Source organism: Flavobacterium sp. KH_035 (genome assembly GCF_057839565.1).
Genome location: NZ_CM174492.1, coordinates 649873 through 668589, shown reverse-complemented (window position 1 = coordinate 668589; position 18717 = coordinate 649873). Strand labels below are relative to the sequence as shown.

Genomic DNA, 18717 nt, shown 5'->3' with positions numbered 1-18717 from the left:
GTAAAACAGAGTGTTTTAACACTAACTCAATTTGCGTAACTATTTCGCAACAATTCCTTTTTATTATAGTAACACCTTGTTAATGATATCTTAACATAGGTGGCAGATCTTTGCATTCGAAAAATAAGGCATAAGAAAATAGAAAGAATGAAAGTAAAGCTAATAGCAGTTTTTTTGCTAATTACTTGTGTGTCAAATGCACAGGACTTAAAGAAAGAAGATGTAAAAAAAGAAGTAATTCGTCTTCTTGATTCAATCAACAAAGCAAAGTTACCGGATACGGAATCCGGGAATGGTGATGATGAAAAGGATAAGGACCGTTGGTACGACAAGATTTCTTTAAGAGGTTATGCACAGATACGATACAACGGTTTGTTTTCTACAAACGATAAAGTCTCCTGTGACCAGTGCGACAGATCTTGGGGGACAACTTCTACAGCCCCGGATGCAAAAGCAAACAATGGTTTATTTATCAGACGTGCACGTTTAGTATTTTCTGGTCAGGTTCATCCAAATGTATTTTTCTATTTTCAACCTGATTTTGCGAGTTCTCCGGTTACAGGAGTTCAGAATTTTGTTCAGGTTAGGGATTTATATTTTGATCTTTCTTTTGATAAGAAGAGAGAGTACAGATTACGTGTCGGGCAGAGTAAAATACCATACGGTTTCGAGAATATGCAGTCAAGTGGACAGCGTTTAACTTTAGATCGAAACGATGCGTTGAACAGTGCAATATTAAATGAACGTGATTTAGGAATGTTCTTTTACTGGGCACCGGCTAAAATTAGAGAGCGTTTTGAAATGTTGGTAAAAGACGGTTATAAAGGATCAGGTGATTATGGTGTTTTCGCTTTTGGAGTTTACAATGGTCAAATTGCGAATAGATTAGATGGAAACAGAGATTTGAATGTGGTGGCAAGAGTAACGTACCCATTTGTAATTGGAAGTCAGATTATCGAACCCGGAATTCAGGCTTATGCCGGAAAATGGGCTTTTTCAGGTGAAATTTCATCAGGAGTTAAAGTGAACAATTCACAGCACATAAAAGATCAAAGGGTAGGAGCAACATTCGTACTATATCCAAGACCTTTTGGAATTCAGACTGAGTACAATATCGGAAAAGGACCAAGATACAATTCAGTAACTAACGCAGTCGATGAAACAGATTTGGATGGTGGTTATGTATTACTGAATTACAAATTAGATATTAAAAAGCAGCATATTTATCCTTTCGCCAAATTTCAATATTACGACGGAGGGAAGAAATATGAGAAAGATGCCAGAAGTTATGTCGTTAGAGATTATGAATTTGGTATAGAATGGCAGCCTCTAAAAGCCTTTGAACTTACTGCCGAATATGTTATTGCCGACAGAACTTTCCAGGACAGTGCACTTCCGATCAACAGACAGCAAGGAAATTTATTGCGTTTACAGGCGCAGTTTAACTTCTAGACTTCATCCTCAAAAACGGTAAATAAAGAATCCCAGTCTATTGTATCGTTAAATTGAGTCAAACCTTTAAACGACTTTACTTTTGAAAGATCTTCAATGGTAAAGTCGTCTTGCATTGCATAGGGTACCAAATTTTCTTTCTGAAGTTTTATCGCCAGATATTCCTGTTCGTATTGCCCTGGAGTTGGAATGAAAAAGGCCTTCTTGCCTAATTTAGCCAGATCCATAACGGTGGTGTAACCCGAACGGCATAACACAAATTCACTTTCGTTAAAAGTCTGTTCCAGTTGTTTAGAGTTCATGAAATTGTAATAGGTAACATTTCCGGCTTGCCATTTGTTTTGTGTCTTCTCAACGATGCCTTGTACAAACACTACTTTGCCTTTATAATTGACGACTTCTTTCTGTAGTTTTTCATCCAAAAAAGTACGTTGAGGTTCAGGCCCCGATAGGATAATCATCAAATCGTACACTTTCGGAGTATCCTTTTTGCGCATTCTGCTTAACGGACCAATATATTTTAAGTTTAGATCATTCGTTTTCAGATGGCCTAAATCACCGGTTAGATTAACGGAATCATTAGTATCCGGAACCCAGCATTCGGTATATTTTTTTATAATATGCTGATGGCATTTACTGGTAAACCAGGTTGTGTTTCCTGTCATTACATTCAATTGATGCGTCATAAAAACAGAGGGAACTTTTTTACTAAAAACCCCCAGTCGGTTATCCGAGATAATTCCGTCTATTCCATGTTTTTTGATCCAGTTTTTTACTATTTTTTTCTCGTCAAGAATAGCGATGATCATTTTTGGCAGGTTTTTAATCAGCTTCCATTTGAAGTTTTTAGCATTCTTCGCATATTCTATATGGTAAGACGGCAATTCAAGGGTTTGAATGTATGGAAATTCCTTTCGCAGCAATGCTAACGCAATACCGTCAGAAGCGATTATAGGAATATAATTGTTTTCTTGAAGCGCTTTTATAATGGGGATACATCTTGTAGCATGGCCCAATCCCCAGTTTAGTGGAGCAACTAAAATTGTTTTGTTCGCAGAATAATCAATGCTCATGGTGTAACGCTTTTTAAAAACGAAGATAAAGAAATATGTTTTTTATGATATTTCGTACGTATTACTAAATTATTAACTCTATAATGACGCGCAGGCCTTGTAAATCGCCCTAAGAATCTGAGGGAAAGCGACATTTGAAAAGATACGTTACTGTTGTGTTAACGAATATTTGGACTTCATGAGTATTTTTCAATAAAAAAGGAGCGACTATAAAGCCACTCCTTTTTTTATAGGGGTAAGTAAGATTAGACTTATTCCTGAATATAGGTTTTATTACCATTTTTATTAATGTAGTATTTACCGCCTTTAGGTCCGGTATATACTTTTTTTCCATTGTATTCGCCCGTTACTTTGTCGGCTACTTTTGGAGCTTTTTCATTCGTTTCTTTTATGGTTTTGGTGGCTGTTTTTTTAGCTGCTGTAGCCTCTTTTTTAGCTGTTTTTGATGCTTCAGTCGCTTTTGCTGCTGCTTTTGTTACATCCGCTTTTGTGCTTGCGGCTTTTGTACTGGCAGCTTTGTCAGCAGTTTTTGTTGCTTTGGCAGCATCACTTTTTGCTTTTGCGGCTTCACTTTTTGCTTTAGTAGCCTGCTTGTCGGCCGTTTTTTTAGCAGCACTTGCAGATTCCTTTGTGGCTTTTGCTGCCGCATCGCTGGCCTCTTTAGCTGCTTTTTTAGATTTTGCAGTTTCTTTTTTTGCAGCTGTTGCTGCCTTATCAGCTTCCGCTTTTTTCTTTTTAGCAGCGGCTTCCGTTTTACTTTTCGCTGCTTTTGTAATTGACTCTTGTCCATAGAAATTAGAAGACAGAAGAACTACAAAACAAAGTACTAATAATTTTTTCATAATGTTACAAGTTTAAATTTCAATTAAAATTAAACAATTTTTAAATAGGTTTTTGGTAAAGTGTTAAAAATAAGCGCGAAGCTGTATGTTTCCGGTGTGAACCACTGCTCCTGTCTCGCTTTTCCTTCCCTGATAATTTAAATTCACATCTAAAAACTGAGTGATGTTTTTTTGTAAAAGGAATTTCCATACCAGATTTTGCCCTGCCTGAAGTCCTTCAAGCATTTGAAAACCGACAGATGAAAATTCATTCCCTGTGAACTTATTCTGGTAAAAAGAAAATTCTCCGTTCAGGGTAACTTTTTTTTCTCCCGCAAATGAAAAGGAAGTCCCCAGTCGGTTTTGAACCAGAGTTTCAAAATTTCCGATTTGATTTTCCTTATTCTGAAATTCAAAAAAGAAATCCAGACTGGTGTTTTTCGAAAACAAATAACTCACTTTAGGCGCTAGCTGATATCCTGTTATGTCATAGTTTTTTTCGACAAAATCTTCAGAAACCAAATTGGTTTTAACCGTTTTAGTGAAGAAATTAAACAGCCAGCTTTTTTGATAGAGGTGGGTGTATTGCAATTGATGAGAATTGTTTTGAACATTTTGCGACCCAATTGAAAGCAGGTTTTTTCCTTTGTTGACAAGATAGGTGTAGGTAACGGAATGTTTTTGTTTGCCACGATTGTAGTATAAACTATTTCTGAAACTCGAATTGAGTCCGAGTATATTTTCTTCTAAAGAATTAAAAGGATTGAGTTCCAAACGTTCTCCTTGACTTTTTACTTTTCGGTCCATAATAAAGGAAGTCTGATTGTAAAAGAAGGAGAGGAGTTTTTTAAAACCGGTTTCATTCTGCCACTGCAATGGATTTAAGGCCATAGATTGAGAGAATTTATTTTGATTGGTTTTGATGTAAATCCGATTGGGCAGAAAGATTCGGATGAATCGCGCCTGATCAGGAAAAGCCGCAATTTCAAATTCTTCGAGTTCCTGAATTCCATTTCCGTTGTAATCGTTCCAGGTATAAACTCCCTGCCCCGTTGGAACTTCAATATACGTAAATTCCTGTTGGGCAATTGTTCCGGAGCTGGTCTCATAAGCGGTACCAATTTGCAGCAGCTGATTAAAAAAACGATCGTTATAAAGTATTCGGGAATTTAATGAGGGCTCATTTTTTCGGGCTGCATCAGTGAAATCTAATTTGCGATAGCTGGCATATATTGCCAGATCTGTTTTTCTATTCTGTATTAATTTCGATTTTAAAAAATAGGTTTGAGAGTTGTTTACGTGCTGCAACAGTCCATTTTGCAAACTATCGTTTCGACGTTGCAGATAGCCAATTTCAACAAAAACCTTGGTACTGTCACCACGACCAATAAAGGCGCCATATTCTGAGAATCTTTGGCTTAATGCCGAAAATTGATTGGTGATTTTATTTCTCTGCTGATTGTTTTCTAACTGCATACTTGCCCCAACCCAGTTTTTGCCAAAATGATATTTGGTTCTGGTTTGGTTTCGTATAAACTTTGAAGTAGAATTTGTGGCATCTGAATTCAGGAAGCTACCCTGATTTTCGATGGTCCAGTGTTGCAGCTTAAACAATGCCGTTGTAGTATGACGCGATCCGGAATAACTCTCTGAGTAATCTAATTTCTCAAATTGGTAGGTAAACAAGCCAATATTGGACGTTTCCTTTTTAGTAAATAAATCAAAATTTAATCCAGTGATTAACATGCTTTGGTTTCCTAAAAGAGTTTCGGTTAAGTTCCAGTCGCGATTAAACTCGATATTGTACAAACGTTCTACAGATCTAAAATCTTCCTGAACAAATTGATAGTTGGCAAAGGCATCTAATGTCCAGTCTCGTGTAAAAAGACGTTTTTTAATATTGGTTTTAATGGCGATACCGTCATTATTAGCGTCATCTATTTTCGAGAACAGGTTTTTGTCATTGTTGCTTATTGCAATTTCAAAGTCAACCAGAGTTTTTTCGTCCGGATTGTATTTTCCTAAAAAAGTAGCTACCTGTAATTTGATTGGTGCAATCAGATTCACGATCGGCTCATAATTTCCTTGTAGGGCTCCATTAACAGGAGGCACATACTCGTAAATACGTTCTACAGAATTGTTGTTCTTGATGATATAATTGCCGGCATTGTTTCCGACAAGACTAAATTTTACATTGTATAAAACTGCAGTCGGATCTTTAGAGTACTCATAAATTTCAACGGAACTGACAAGTGTTTTTTTATACAGTATTTTATTGTCGGCATAAGTATCTTCATATGCTGATGGTGCTTTCATTAGATTTGGATCATCTCCGGCCTGGCTCAAAACCTGAACCTGAGCTGTTGAGAGGTTTTGTTGTAAAGGCTGGTTTTTCATGTCATTCTCCGAATAGAGATAACCGCCAAAACTCCAGTTTTTGTTTTCATGTGTTCCGCCCGCGTAGGTCACGAGCCTGTTGTAGTTTCGCTCAGAATATTGATATTCTACATTGATTCGCATTTCGGAAGTAATCGTAAAAAGAGAGGTGAAAGTAATCTCTCCGGCATTATAATCGATCACATAATCGTTGTTTTCTCCGCGTTTCAATAAAATGCCATTTACATAAACACGCTCTGAACCCGAAATTACAAGAACATACAATTCCCCATTTTGTCCTTTTAATTTATAAGGGCCCTGATTTCCTTCCTGACCAGTAAAAGTACTTTTGGCATATTGTCCTTTTACAAAAGCCACTGAAGCGAAAATATTGGTTTTACTTTCTTCTGTACCAAAATTAAAGCTGGCAGAAAGTCCCTGAACTTTTTTATTGAAATTTAAGAACTGGGTTTTTCTGTTTTCTAAAAAAACATCTCCTGCCCGGATGTTCCAGTCATCCGTAAAAAGCTCCATGAATATATTGTCAAACTGATCCAGTTTTTGAGAGTAACCACCATCCTGAAGCGGAATATTACTGTCTTGCAGTGAAGCCCGCAAACTGATTTTGTCTGATATTTTTCCCGTAATCTGCAAATCCAGATTGGAGTTTAAAACTGTATTTTGGTTATTTCCAACGGTGAGTCCTCTTGTAATACTTCCCGAAGTATTTAAACCATCAAAAGGAGTTACTTTTTTTACCACAGCGTTATCAATTTTATACAACTTTTCAGAGCCAATGTCATTTGATACGACCTGATTTGATTTGTATAAGGTATATTCCCGGGTTAGAAAATCAGGATATTTTAAATAATTTACGATTAAAGTATCTGTGGTTGTCGCCAGTTTTTCATTTAGAAGTAGTGTTCCTCTTTTAAAATCAACTTTATAAAAGGAGGAATCTAGAGGTTCGTTTTTGGTATTGAAAAGCTGAAAGAATCCCGAATTGATACTTACTTCTTCGAGATGAATAGTATCGCGGCTGGCAATTATTTTTTTGGTTTTGTACGATGATATTGTTTCCTGAGCCTGAAGCCCGGAAAACCAAATAAAAAATGTTAGAACCAGTAATTTTTTCAACATAAATACTTTAACTCTCAAAAATCAAAAGTAGTATTTATAATTGGGAAATAATGCGTCTGTGATTCAGCCCCAGAGGTTGTCAGTTCAATTGTAAAAGATGGCAATTGGTACTACTGGCTGAGCACAAATTCCATTAATTTGCACAAGTTTTAATAGGCTAACCTTGATTGTGAAATTAATTCCACAATCAAATTAGTGGCAATTTGTGTAATACATGTTACTTTTTATACTTGTGTCCAGGCACTATCTTCTGCTTTTGATCTGATTGCACATCGTAATAAAAATAGAAAGCGCCAAAACAAGCGCAGTGCCCATTTTGATCATGTTGCCCATACGCTCCGGATTGTAGAAAAAGTAGGCAAGATAAAGACAGCTTGCAATTGCAATGCTATATTTGAAGATAAAGAATTTCATGTTTTCAATGAAGGGTTTAAAAAACGGCAATTAGTTGTTTTGAGATTATGGTTTAGAATCTCCTATGAGAATTAATATGAAGGCGATTACTGCAATAACAGCGCATATTGAATTAGGGTTTGCAAAATTTATCGTCCATCCAAGTAGTTTGATTCTTTTTGAAGGGAACAATCTTTTGTCCTGAGGATTGTAATAGAAAATTCCCAAAATCCAATTGTTTGGATCACGGTTCCATTTGTTTCGGGTCTCTTTTGTAGGTTTAGTATTGAAATCCATTATTTTAAAAGTCTAAGTTTTTTTATCAGGTGGGGCAACTGTGATAAAATAGTCTAGGTGTTTTTTTTGCTAAAGCGATACCCTAAAGCAATAATAATGATTAAAAGACACAGGAATAAGACAGGACGGGTCATAGTTTTTGGTTTTAGTGTTGATCAGATGGTTATTCCGATTGTACACATAGTGTTATTTATTTGTTTTTTGGTGGGACCAATTTAGTATTTTATAAGGTTTTATATTATGTGATTTTCGGGTATTTTTAATAAGAAATTAGAGGCTATTTTTTTTGTTTTAAAAAAATGTAATTTTTGTGAGTATATATTTATAAAAGTGTCCTCTATTGTTTTGGACGGAAAACTTTGCTTAACCATGAATATTCTTGTAGGAAACAAGCTTAAAATACTTCGGAGGAATAAAAAACTGTCGCAGGAAGAAGTGGCAGATTGCCTTCATATTTCGCAATCGGCTTATGCCAGGATGGAAAGTGGTGAAAGTAGTTCATGGGCTAATCATATTCTAAAAATCTGCGAGATTTTCAAAATAGCACCGGAAGAATTATTGAAAGTAGAAGATTTAAAATTGGATGTAGATCGTAAAGAAAAACTTTCCGTAGAAACCGGGGTTCAATTATCTGATAAAGTAATCAAACAATATGAAGAACGAATAAAAGAACTGAGAAAAGTAATTAAGAATCTGAAGAGGGATAAAAGACATTAAAGACATAATTTTTTTTAGCTTTGTGGGAATAAAACAAACTTGAATTATGGACACCGGTAAGGAACTTTTATTTTTTTTTAGTGCATTAGGAGTTTTTAATGGAGTTATTTTAAGTGTGTATTTCTTCTTCTTTACCACGAAAAAGTTCCTGACCAATTATTTTTTGGGAGCATTATTATTCGCACTAAGCATCCGAATTGGAAAATCGGTGTTTGTGTATTTTCATCCCACGTTGCCAAAAATGTATTTACAAATTGGGTTAACCGCTTGTTTCTTTATTGGTCCGTGTTTGTATTATTTCCTGAAATCAGCCGTTGCTGAAATTAATATAATGCCAAAATCCTGGAAACTCACCCTTTTGTTTTGGGCTTTGTTTATAGGTACAATCGGATTTTTATATCCTTACGAATATTATCCCGAACTGTGGAGAAAGTATTTTGTAAAAGCGATTTATTTTCAATGGTTTGTTTATGTTGTTGTTTCCGGATTTATGATTAAAGGCATTCTACAAAAAATCATAAGTAGGAAACACAAAGCAACTCCGTCAGAAATGTGGTTTGGGATGCTTTTTCTGGGAAATTTTCTTTTGTTCTTTTTTTATTTTCTTGCCATAATGCATGGTCCGGCTGCTACTTATATTAGTGGAGCAATTGTTTTTTCTCTTCTTTTCTATTTAATTATTTCTATCCTTTTATATCGCAAAAAAACCGATGATTTGTTTTTATTAAACGGATCAAAGAATTCAGGTAAAAAAATAAATTCGGTCGAAGCCGAGATCTTTGCACAAAAACTTGAAAGTGTAATGAATGAAAAAGTATTGTATAAAAATCCTAATCTTACATTACAGGATTTGTCTAAAGAAATAAATATATCAAGTCATCAATTATCCCAACTTTTAAATAATAATCTTGGTAAGAACTTTACCAGTTTTGTAAATGAGTTTAGAATAAAAGAAGCTTGCGAAATTATAGCTTTAAACGATAAACTTACCTTAGAATCTATTGGCTACGATGTGGGGTTTAATTCTAAATCGACTTTTTTTGCTGCCTTTAAAAAGTATACCGGAACAACCCCTTCTAATTATCAAAATCAGGCTTTACGACCTTAATGGAAAGTGTGAGTTTATAAATTTGTACTCCTGATATCTATTTTGGTTACCTCTTATTGTGATTAACAGCTGACTTTTGCTTCAAAAATAAGTCAAATTTTAATCGCCAAAATTCATGAGATTTCCAGTTGCCATTTTTATTTACATGTATTGCATGATTCCTTATGCTATTACTGCAAACGCCCAATCTTCAAAATCAGTTCAGGAAAAGGTTGCAACACCTAATAATGAATTAAACGAAGTGGTTATCAAAAGACAGGCGTCCTTAGTAAAATATGCAGCAAATGGAACGCTTGATGTAAACGTTGCCAACACGTTGCTTTCGACAAGTAGTTCGGTCAACGAATTATTGAGCAGGGTTCCCAATGTTATTGTTGCCGAAGGACAAATAAGTGTTCTCGGAAAAGGAGAAGCTATTATTTATCTCAACGGAATTTTGATTAATTACGAACGTTTCGCGGCAATCCCGGTTTCGCAAATTCTAAAGATCGAAGTAATCTCAAACCCATCGTCAAAATATGATGCCGAAGGAAAAGCGGTTATTAATATTATTACCAAAAAAAGTATCGAAAACGGAATATTAGGAAGCGCAAGTCAGCAAATTACGATTTCAGAATTTGGAGGAATGAGTACGAATACGCTTCTCGATTTTAATTATACAAAAGGAAAATTTTCGTTTATAACCAATTACGGATTGCAATTGGGCCGAAACAGAGAATTATTATATACCACTAGAGTAAGACCAAATCCGGATGAATATATGAGATCAGAACTAACGACAGATTGGAAAAGACGCTTTAATAATTATTCTAATTATGGACTAGGATTACAATATAATTTTTCTGAAAAAGACTATTTGTCATTCGTATATAGTGGCAATATAGGGGATTTGGGAGGAACAGTTGAAAGCAAGAATGCGATAACAAATAATGCGGATACTGCTTTTTATGCGACCGATATTGCTAAAAACGATGTCTCACTCAATCAATTCCTCAATTTAAACTATAATTTAATAACCGATGATCGCGGTTCGTCAGTATTTATAGGGACACAATATTCTAATTATAACGGAACCGTAAAAGATTTTATCGAAGAGAATAGTATTGTTGATGAAATTGATGGAGAGAAATATTTGAAAAATAATGTTGGTAATACCATTAACATAATTGCAGCGCAAGCGGATTATTCAAAAAAAATAAATGAAAAAACAAAGTTTGAAATTGGAGCAAAAGTGAGTTACGCGACTATAAAATCAGGTACAGATTTTTTAGTGACAGACGGGAATAGTATGGATTTTGAGTCTGATGATAAACTTTCGAGTGATTTTAGTTATACAGAAAAAATTAGTGCAGCCTATTTTAATTACGGAAGCACATTAGGAGAGAAAATCAATTTTTCGATTGGTGCAAGAACCGAAAACACAAGTTATAATTTATATACAAGTGCAAATGGAAGTCAGAGTTTTAGTAAAAACTACTTTAATTTTTTCCCGAATGTTCTCTTAAATGTCGCCGTTTCAGATGATTTAAAGTTAAATGCGTCTTACGTTTCCAGAATAACAAGACCCAGATATCAGGCCTTGAATCCGTTTGTTATTTATCAGGATCCGTTTACGACCATAGAAGGAAATCCTAATCTAGTACCCGAAAAAGTTCATGCTTTTGAAATTGATGCCCTATATAAAAAGTTTGATTTTAGAGTAGGTTATACCTATAAAATCGATCCTATTTCAGGAGCTGCTTTGCGAGGAGATAACCCAAATAGTTATATTTTGAGATCCTTAAATTTAGAAAAAGAAAATGGTTTTTTCGGTTCGCTTTCAAGGTCATTTGCAAATAAATGGTGGAACTCTACCAATACCATAAGTATTAATTATAGCAAAGCCTTTGATAATGTTTACTCGTACGTGTTAGGTGCGGTAAAACCACAGGTCTATTTGTATTCGAACAATACGTTTACAATCCCAAATCTTTTCAAAATTCAGTTGCTTGCCTGGTATTTGGGAGATAGAAGCTACGGATTGGGCCATGATAATAATCGGTCGACAGTAACTATTGGAATTGAAAGAAACTTTTTTAAAGAGGCTCTAAAACTCAATTTTACAGCCAATGACATCTTTCATAAATTTATGGTTTCAGGAAATTACAATGTTGGACAAACCGAAATCTATTATCACAGAACCTATACAACAAATTATTTTAGGTTGATAGCAACATATAGCTTCGGAAATTCAAAGAAACAGGCATTTAAGAAAACAGAGATCGAACAAAGCGAAAATAACAGGGCAAGATAAAAGTAAAAAAGGCTTCACCAATACGGGAAGCCTTTTCTGAATATAGTTGAATTGTATAATTAACGTATTAAAGAAAGTTTAGTTGATTTCTTTGGTTACAATCTGCATCGTTTCGCGGCTTACCTGTTTTAATAAAACGGCTTTGTTTTCTTCTACTGTTTGAGCTGCCTGTTCTGTAAAATGACGAATAGTATACAAAGTTACGTTCTCACTAAAATCTACTTTGAATTTTTTCGAAAGAATCGCATTCAACTCATTGAAATTTTCAAATTTATCTTCGACACAAACCGAAAAACTAATCGCCGAATTCTGAATCAGATTAACTTTTATTTTGAATTGGTGAAACAACGCAAAAATCTCGCTAATGTTTTCTTCCATTATAAAAGAAAAATCGATCGAAGATAAAGAAATCAAAAGCTGGTTTCTTTTTACGATAAAGCAAGGATATTGTGGTTCCAGATCAACACCTTTAGAAACACAGGTTCCTTTTAAAAGCGGATTGATAAATGATTTTACATATAATGGAATTTCCTTTTTCTGTAACGGCTGTAACGTTTTCGGGTGAATTACAGTTGCTCCGTAAAATGCCAGTTCGATCGCCTCACGGTAGGATATCTGGTTTAATAAACTTGCATTTTCAAAATAGCGAGGGTCAGCATTCATAACCCCGGGAACGTCTTTCCAGATCGTAACACTTTCGGCATTTAAGCAGTATGCAAAAATTCCTGCAGTGTAATCAGAACCTTCACGGCCCAAAGTGGTAGTAAAGTTGTTCTCATCGGCACCTAAGAATCCCTGAGTGATGTTTAAAATTTTACGTGGTACATTTTTACTGATGTTTTGTTGTGTAATTTCCCAGTCTACTTCAGCATCACGGTAATTGGCGTTGGTTTTTATGAAATTTCGAACATCAAGCCATTGCGTCTGAATTCCCATGAAATTCATAAAGTGACTTAAGATAGTAGTCGAAATCAGTTCTCCAAAACTCACAACCTGATCGTAAACAAAATTGTAGTTTGGCGATTTATTATGTGCCAGGAAATATTCTAATTCAGAAAACAATGCTTTTACCGCAGCAAAAACAGCGTGTTCTTCGTTTTCAAATAAATCCAGTAAGATCTGATTGTGGTATTTTTTTATTTCCTGTACAGAAGAGTTCAGCTCTGATGATTTGTCAAAATAATTTTTAATGACCACTTCAAGAGCATTTGTGGTTTTTCCCATTGCCGAAACGACCAAAATGACATCTTGATAACCTACTTTTTGCAAAACGTCGTATACGTTTTTAATTCCCTCGGCATCTTTAACAGATGCTCCACCAAATTTAAATACTCTCATTTTGTTATATATGCTGTTTTTTTATAAAATTCCAATTTTTTAAGTTCCAAATTCCAATTTTCATGGAATCGTAATTTATAGAGGCGCACTGCGGTGCTTCTTTTTTTTGTTACAGATTATAAAATCTTTGTCTTCTTTAGCCACGAATTTCACAAATTTACACTAATTAATTCGTGCTAATTCGTGGCTGAAAAAATCTGTGTAAATCATTTTAGTCTGTGGATAAATATATTTTTATAATTTTTCTAAAAACGAATTCATTCCCGTTTCGTCCATTTGAACAACTTGCCAGCCTTCAAGAATCTTTGCGCCCGAATTTTCATAAAACTTTACGGCAGGAGTATTCCAGTCCAGTACATTCCAGTCGATTCTGCGAACATTGTCTCTTTTTCCCTGTTTCATTATTTCGGCATAAAGTGCTGACCCCAAACCAGTTCCTCTCATCTTTTCTTTTACAATCAGATCTTCAAGATGTATTGTTTTTCCTTTCCAGGTTGAGTATCGATAATAGTACAAGGCAATTCCAACAATTTCTTTATGATTTTCGTCAGTATCAATTTCTGCAACAAACACATGAAACAGTGGTTTTTCACCAAAACCGTCACGTATTAAATCTGCTTCTGTGATCACTACGGCATCCGGTTCTTTTTCGAATATTGCCAACTCCTGTATTAATCCCAGAACCGATTTCATGTCTTCAGGATTCCCTTTTCTAATATTCATATATTCTTATTATTAAGCGTTTATTAGCTAAAAAAGTATTCTTTTGCTCAGTACTTTAGGGCTTTGTTTAGCAAATATACAATAGTGGCAAACTAACGAAATAATTTTTAAACCATTCTCACAAAAAAAACGATATTTGTGACTTAAAAACAAAACTACAACGATTTAGTAATGGAAGAACGCAATAAAACACTGGGAGAGTTTATTATTGAGAACCAAAAAGCATTTCAATATTCGTCGGGGGAGCTTTCCCGAATTATCAATTCTATACGTTTGGCGGCTAAGGTCGTAAACTATAAAGTAAACAAAGCTGGATTAGTGGATATCATTGGCGCTGCAGGCGAACAGAATATTCAGGGTGAAGACCAGCAAAAATTAGATGTGTATGCAAACGAAGTATTTATTCAGACGTTAATTAACCGTGAGATTGTCTGTGGTATTGCTTCAGAAGAAAACGACGATTTTATTACTGTTCAGGGGAGCGACAACAGTCATAACAATAAGTACGTGATCTTAATGGATCCGCTTGACGGATCTTCAAATATAGATGTGAATGTATCTGTAGGAACCATTTTTTCGGTTTTCAGAAGAATTACACCTATCGGAACTCCGGTTACAAGCGAGGATTTTTTACAGCCGGGAGTCAATCAGGTAGCAGCAGGATATGTAATCTATGGAACATCAACAATGTTGGTATACACAACAGGTCATGGTGTAAACGGATTTACTTTAAACCCTGCGATTGGAACATTCTATCTTTCACATCCTAATATGAAATTTCCACAAAATGGAAATATCTATTCTGTAAATGAAGGGAACTATGTACACTTTCCACAAGGTGTAAAAAATTACATAAAATATTGTCAGAGGGAAGAAGAGGACAGACCCTATACTTCAAGATATATTGGAAGTTTAGTTTCTGACTTTCACCGAAATATGATCAAAGGCGGAATTTATATTTATCCAACCAGTTCAAAAGCACCAAAAGGGAAGTTGCGATTGTTGTACGAATGTAATCCGATGGCTTTTATTGCAGAACAGGCGGGAGGAAAAGCAACGGACGGCTTTGGAAGAATTATGGAAATACAGCCAACTGAATTACATCAAAGAGTTCCGTTTTTCTGCGGAAGCTACAATATGGTAGAAAAAGCAGAAGAATTTATGGCGGAAGCGCTTTAGTTTTTAGTTACAGTCACAGTTTTTAGTTGAGTTTAAACCTGACAGGTTTCAAAAATCTGTCAGGTTTTTTCAGTTGTAGCCAACAATTTTTTTAGTGGCAGTTTAAGGTAGGACTAGAAACAGCAAACCCGACAGGTTTCAAAACTGTCGGGTTTATTTTTTATTTAGTTTTAGCTATCAGTCTGAAAACTGAAAACTGCGACTGAATACTATTTATGCATGTGTTGCATTTCGTAAACAAAAGTGTCACCGTCTACTTTTTTATCGACTAATGATAATGCTTTTGCAATGATATAATTTACGTTGCTTGGAGTAAAGCCTAAAGCGATACCTAATTTTCTTAACATCACTTCTTGTTGGTCTTCAAGATGGTGATCAACGTGTACCATTCTTGTTAGATCATACAAACGCTCTAAACGCTGTACGTGCAAATAAGGAGGGTTGATAGGGTATTTTAATGGGTCGTTAAGAATTTCTTCGTATTCAGTTTCTGAAATTTCTAAACGTGCAGCCAATTTGTCTAAGAAACTTTTTTCCTCAGGATGCACAATGCCATCGGCTAATGCTACACGAACAATAGCTGAAAAGTGACCTTTATTTCTTTGTTTGAATTCGCTATCAAATAAATCTGAAAATGACATAATTATGGTTTTTTTATCCTACAAAGATAATTTTTATTTTAAATTATTAATTTTAAAGTTCTCATAAAATTTAACTTAATTTTTATGTGTTGTTTTAGTTTAAGACCGCAATGATTTTTCAAAATAAATCGTAAGTTTACAACCCCTAATCATTATAATTATAGTACCCTTATGTCAGAATTTTGGATTTATTTTCAAATAGGATTGAAGCACGTTTTAGATATTAACGCTTACGATCACGTTCTTTTTTTAATTGCCTTAACAACCCCATATTTGTTTAAAGACTGGAAACGCATTTTGTTGCTGGTTTCTGTTTTTACAATTGGTCATACCCTGGCTTTATTGCTTTCGGTTTACGGAATTATTGCGATAAAAGTCAATACTGTCGAATTTTTAATTCCGATAACGATTTTAATAACTGCGGTTTTTAATCTCTTTACTGCCGGAAAGAATTCTAAGAATGACGGTTTGAATTTAGTGTTTTTTGTGACCTTATTTTTTGGAATTATACACGGACTTGGATTTTCGAATTATTTCAAAACAATTTTAGGAGGGTCGGCTGGTTCAAAATTACTACCTTTAGGCGAGTTTGCCTTAGGAATTGAAGCGGCACAACTAGTTGTGGTGTTTGTAGTTTTGATACTATCTTATGTTGTACAAACCGTATTTCGTTTTTCAAAACGCGATTGGGCACTTGTAATGTCGGCTTTTATTATCGGAGTGGTTGTGCCAATGATTATTGAAAGTCCTATTTGGAACAGATAAAATAAATGAAGAAAAAAAAATTAAATAAATACGACAAAGCTTATCTGAGGATTGCCAAAGAGTGGAGTTTACTGTCGTATTGTAAACGAAAGCAGGTAGGGGCTATCATCGTAAAAGACCGAATGATTATTTCGGATGGATACAATGGTACGCCATCTGGTTTTGAAAACTGCTGTGAAGACGAAGAAGGGCTAACCCGCTGGGACGTTCTTCATGCAGAAGCAAATGCAATTTTGAAAGTAGCAAGGTCAACACAATCCTGTGAGGGAGCGACCTTGTATATTACACTTTCACCTTGTAAAGAATGCAGCAAGTTAATACACCAATCTGGTATAAAAAGAGTGGTGTATCATGACGGATATCGTGACGATTCCGGAATTCAGTTTTTAATAAAAGCAGGTGTTGAAGTTGAACATATTCCTGTTTTAGAAGAGTAAATGAAATTTAATTCAAAATATTTACCACTCGTTATCGGAGCGACCTTAGCTCTGGGTATAGTTCTCGGAAGCCTGATGAATGCTCCCGCAGACGATCAGCTTTTGGCTAAAAATTACTCAAAAACAAAATTGAATAAACTGATCGACTTTATCAATAATGAATATGTCGACAGCATCAATACCGATTCAATTGTTAATCTTACAGTCGACAATATTTTATCAAAATTAGATCCGCATTCCGTTTATATTCCTCCAACAGAACAAGCTGAGGTAGCCGAAAGTATGAAAGGTGATTTTGTGGGGATAGGAATTAATTTCTATATGTATAAAGACTCTGTTGCGATTATAAAACCAATCGAAAACGGACCTTCAGCGAAAGCGGGAATAAAGCCAGGAGATCGAATTCTATTTGCCGGAAAAACAAAATTGTTTGGCCGTAGATTGCCTTCTGATAGTTTGTTTTCGAAGTTAAAAGGATTAAAAGGCTCTGAGATTGAATTAACCGTTTTTAGAAAATCAGAACAGAAGAAACTCAAATTTAAAGTTAAAAGAGATGTCATTCCGATAAAAAGCGTCGATGTCTCCTTATTGCTTGGAAATAATACCGGATACATCAAAATCAATCGTTTTGCGGAAACAACTTTTAATGAATTTAAAAGCGGTTTGGCCAGATTGAAACAAAAAGGAATCGAGTCACTTGTCATCGACCTTCGGGATAATGGCGGAGGTTATATGGAAGAAGCCATTGCAATTGCAGATGAATTTTTAAAAGACAAACAGCTGATCGTTTTTACTAAAAATAAAAACGGTACGACTGAAAAGACTTATGCAACAAACGCGGGTAGTTTTGAAGCCGGGAAAGTGTATGTTTTGATTAATGAAAACAGTGCGTCGGCCAGTGAGATTCTTGCCGGAGCATTACAGGATAATGATCGTGGAACGATTGTAGGCCGACGTTCTTTTGGAAAAGGTCTTGTACAGCGTGAAATGGATTTTAACGATGGATCGGCGGTAAGATTAACGGTGGCGCGATATTATACGCCAACTGGAAGATCGATTCAAAAACCTTATAAAAAAGGAAATGAAGAGTATTTTAAAGAATCTGAAGCCCGTATAAAATCGGGGGAACTTTATGCGAAAGACAGTATAAAAGTGGCCGATTCTTTAAAGTTTAAGACACCTAAAGGAAAAATTGTATATGGTGGCGGTGGAATTGTGCCCGATGTTTTTGTGCCGATAGAGGCTGAACACGGGAATGAAAATGTAGCCTATCTATTGCAGACCGGAATTGTAGGGCATTTTGTTTTTGAAGAATTGGATAAAAACAGAGAGGCTTTTGCCGGACTTCATTTTAATGAATTTTTAGCAAAGATGAAAGGCTCTGATTTGTATTTTAAAAAGTTTAAAACGTATGTTTTGTTAACCGGTTTGGATTTGAAATTTGACAAAACCAAAACTTTGGTTAATCGTTATATCACTGCTGAATTTGCCAGACAATTATATGGCGAATTGTATTACTACGATGTTATTTTAAAAGACGATGCCATGATCAGGGCTGTTTTGAGTCCAAAAAAGTAATCTTTAATTCCTTTATCAGATGAAAATAGAAACTATTGTAAATGCTGAGATTGAACTGTTGACAGCCATGAAAAATGCGGATCTTCCAACGCTGGAAAATGTATTGCATGATGATTTGCTTTTTAATTTACCGGACGGACAAACGATTACCAAAGAGTTTGATTTGAATACGTATCGTTCAGGTAAAATGCAAATTGAGGTATTAGAAGCTTCGGATCAGATTATAACTGTAATTAATGATTCGGCTGTAGTCGCGGTAACAATTTTATTGAAAGGAAATTTTAATCACAATCCCGTAAGCGGAACTTTTCGATACATCAGGGTTTGGAAACAATTTGAAGAGAATTTGAAAGTAATTGCAGGTAGTTGTACTCAATTGCAATAAA

At 35.1% G+C, this 18717-nt stretch carries 17 protein-coding genes; 9 read left to right on the top strand and 8 right to left on the bottom strand.

What is annotated here, in order from left to right; genetic code table 11:
* The first annotated feature begins 147 nt into the window (after positions 1-147).
* Positions 148-1452 carry a porin gene (locus tag AC3IS6_RS03070; RefSeq protein WP_489163452.1) on the top strand — a complete coding sequence of 435 codons (1305 nt, stop codon included), beginning with the start codon at positions 148-150 and terminating at the stop codon, positions 1450-1452.
* Here the strand turns inward: AC3IS6_RS03070 and AC3IS6_RS03065 are convergent.
* From AC3IS6_RS03065 to AC3IS6_RS03045, 5 genes are all read right to left on the bottom strand, one after another.
* Positions 1449-2525: a glycosyltransferase gene (locus tag AC3IS6_RS03065; RefSeq protein WP_489163450.1), complete on the bottom strand. Its 1077-nt coding sequence runs from the start codon at positions 2523-2525 to the stop codon at positions 1449-1451. The genes AC3IS6_RS03070 and AC3IS6_RS03065 overlap by 4 nt on opposite strands.
* A 251-nt stretch (positions 2526-2776) precedes the next feature.
* Positions 2777-3367, bottom strand: coding sequence for a hypothetical protein (locus AC3IS6_RS03060; RefSeq protein ID WP_489163448.1), 591 nt, complete (start codon positions 3365-3367; stop codon positions 2777-2779).
* Between the two features lie 63 nt (positions 3368-3430).
* A complete protein-coding gene (locus AC3IS6_RS03055; protein WP_489163446.1) occupies positions 3431-6862 on the bottom strand; it encodes a DUF8818 domain-containing protein in 3432 nt (1143 codons plus the stop codon).
* A 243-nt stretch (positions 6863-7105) separates the two neighbouring features.
* Positions 7106-7276, bottom strand: coding sequence for a hypothetical protein (locus AC3IS6_RS03050; RefSeq protein ID WP_489163444.1), 171 nt, complete (start codon positions 7274-7276; stop codon positions 7106-7108).
* 45 nt (positions 7277-7321) lie between these two features.
* Positions 7322-7552: a DUF5808 domain-containing protein gene (locus tag AC3IS6_RS03045; RefSeq protein WP_489163442.1), complete on the bottom strand. Its 231-nt coding sequence runs from the start codon at positions 7550-7552 to the stop codon at positions 7322-7324.
* A gap of 369 nt (positions 7553-7921) precedes the next feature.
* Between AC3IS6_RS03045 and AC3IS6_RS03040 the strand changes: the two genes are divergently transcribed.
* The 3 genes from AC3IS6_RS03040 (at position 7922) to AC3IS6_RS03030 (ending at position 11670) form a co-directional block, all read left to right on the top strand.
* Positions 7922-8269 carry a helix-turn-helix transcriptional regulator gene (locus AC3IS6_RS03040; protein WP_489163440.1) on the top strand — a complete coding sequence of 116 codons (348 nt, stop codon included), beginning with the start codon at positions 7922-7924 and terminating at the stop codon, positions 8267-8269.
* Between the two features lie 46 nt (positions 8270-8315).
* Positions 8316-9377, top strand: coding sequence for a helix-turn-helix domain-containing protein (locus tag AC3IS6_RS03035; protein WP_489163438.1), 1062 nt, complete (start codon positions 8316-8318; stop codon positions 9375-9377).
* Between the two features lie 115 nt (positions 9378-9492).
* Positions 9493-11670 (top strand): TonB-dependent receptor domain-containing protein, encoded by a 2178-nt coding sequence (locus AC3IS6_RS03030; RefSeq protein WP_489163436.1) that lies wholly within the window; start codon positions 9493-9495, stop codon positions 11668-11670.
* Positions 11671-11748: 78 nt separating this feature from the next.
* Here AC3IS6_RS03030 and AC3IS6_RS03025 read toward each other — a convergent pair whose 3' ends face one another.
* Positions 11749-13008: an aspartate kinase gene (locus tag AC3IS6_RS03025; RefSeq protein ID WP_489163434.1), complete on the bottom strand. Its 1260-nt coding sequence runs from the start codon at positions 13006-13008 to the stop codon at positions 11749-11751.
* Between the two features lie 234 nt (positions 13009-13242).
* On the bottom strand, positions 13243-13731 hold the full coding sequence (locus AC3IS6_RS03020) for a GNAT family N-acetyltransferase (RefSeq protein WP_489163432.1): 489 nt from the start codon (positions 13729-13731) through the stop codon (positions 13243-13245).
* A gap of 171 nt (positions 13732-13902) precedes the next feature.
* On the opposite strand from AC3IS6_RS03020, the gene fbp reads away from it, so the two are divergent.
* Complete coding sequence (gene fbp, locus AC3IS6_RS03015; protein ID WP_281924437.1) at positions 13903-14910, top strand: class 1 fructose-bisphosphatase; 1008 nt, start codon at positions 13903-13905, stop codon at positions 14908-14910.
* A 209-nt stretch (positions 14911-15119) separates the two neighbouring features.
* Here the strand turns inward: fbp and AC3IS6_RS03010 are convergent, their stop codons facing one another.
* Complete coding sequence (locus AC3IS6_RS03010; protein ID WP_173965954.1) at positions 15120-15551, bottom strand: tellurite resistance TerB family protein; 432 nt, start codon at positions 15549-15551, stop codon at positions 15120-15122.
* Positions 15552-15722: 171 nt separating this feature from the next.
* Between AC3IS6_RS03010 and AC3IS6_RS03005 the strand changes: the two genes are divergently transcribed.
* The 4 genes from AC3IS6_RS03005 to AC3IS6_RS02990 are packed head-to-tail and all read left to right on the top strand — an operon-like array spanning position 15723 to position 18716.
* Positions 15723-16316 (top strand): HupE/UreJ family protein, encoded by a 594-nt coding sequence (locus AC3IS6_RS03005; RefSeq protein WP_489163430.1) that lies wholly within the window; start codon positions 15723-15725, stop codon positions 16314-16316.
* Between the two features lie 5 nt (positions 16317-16321).
* Positions 16322-16753, top strand: coding sequence for a deoxycytidylate deaminase (locus AC3IS6_RS03000; protein WP_017496187.1), 432 nt, complete (start codon positions 16322-16324; stop codon positions 16751-16753).
* The gene (locus AC3IS6_RS02995; protein ID WP_489163427.1) at positions 16754-18331 is read left to right on the top strand and encodes a S41 family peptidase; all 1578 of its coding nucleotides are present in this window, start codon (positions 16754-16756) and stop codon (positions 18329-18331) included.
* A 19-nt stretch (positions 18332-18350) separates the two neighbouring features.
* Entirely contained in the window at positions 18351-18716 is a 366-nt protein-coding gene (locus tag AC3IS6_RS02990) for a nuclear transport factor 2 family protein (protein ID WP_489163425.1), read from the top strand.
* Position 18717 lies beyond the last annotated feature (1 nt).